The following is a 1,001-nucleotide window of genomic DNA, read 5'->3' as shown; positions in this document are numbered from 1 at the left end:
ATGGTTACAGAGAATGCATCAAAACAGGGCGCTGGTCCGGGCCGGTGACAGGTTCTGGGGCGCTAGGTGTTGCGGTCGTTTTTCGGGGGCAAGCTCAGAATGCGCCGATTTGTCTCTATAATTATGATAAACAAGAATAAATAAGATGTGGCAGGAATTTTGCTAAATCATATTTGGAGCAATGAAACCCAACCGAAGGTATCCATTATGAAGAAGCATTTTTTCACCAAATCAGGTTTTATCAGTATCACTTTGCTTGCAGCACTTCAGGCTGCGCCCGCCATTGTTAGCGCTGACGTCAGCTCAAATGTGAGCGCCAGCAGCAACTATCTGTTCCGGGGCGTCACCCAGACAGACGGGGCTGCGGCTGTCCAGGGAGGGTTGGATTATGAGCATGCGTCGGGCTTCTACGCCGGTGGTTGGGGTTCCAATGTCGATTTTGGTGACGGCACCAGCTATGAGCTTGATCTTTATGCCGGATTCTCCGGCTCTGTGGAAGAACTGGGTTATGACGTTGGGTACATTTATTATGCGTATCCTGACGCGCCGGGCTCCATCGACTTCGGCGAACTGTACGGCGAGATCAGTTATGGCATTGCGGCCATCGGCCTGGCCTACACGATCAACAGCGACACCAGTGGTGATGGGGTGTTCGTGCAGGGGGATGCCTATTACTACGCCTCTGTTGGGGTGCCTCTGGAGGACAGCTACAGTGCCGGTGTGACGCTTGGCTATTACGACTTCGCTGATGACGGCAAGGCTTCTGTCGGCGAGGCAAGTTATTCACACGTCGCCGCCAACGTTACAAAGGATGCGGGAAACTTCGGTTCTTTCAGTGTTAACGTGGAGTACGCGGACATTGAGTCAACCGACGCGCTTGGCTCTGTCAACTCGGATGATCCGAAGTTCTGGCTGGGTTGGAGCCAGGAGTTTCTGATCGGCCAAGTGATCACAAGCAATTCAGATCCAGAATATCGAGTAGGGTGAGGCGTTACCGCCTC

The 1,001-nt window shown here is 52.8% G+C and carries 1 protein-coding gene; it reads left to right on the top strand.

The window, feature by feature from the left end; translation table 11 throughout:
* Positions 1-207: 207 nt before the first annotated feature.
* Positions 208-987, top strand: coding sequence for a TorF family putative porin (locus B4967_RS05365; protein ID WP_083024060.1), 780 nt, complete (start codon positions 208-210; stop codon positions 985-987).
* Positions 988-1,001: the final 14 nt, after the last annotated feature.

The sequence above is a fragment of the Vreelandella lionensis genome, assembly GCF_002087295.1.
GTDB lineage: Bacteria > Pseudomonadota > Gammaproteobacteria > Pseudomonadales > Halomonadaceae > Vreelandella > Vreelandella lionensis.
Note: the sequence above shows the minus strand (reverse complement) of the source record. Positions and strands in the feature narration are given on the sequence as shown.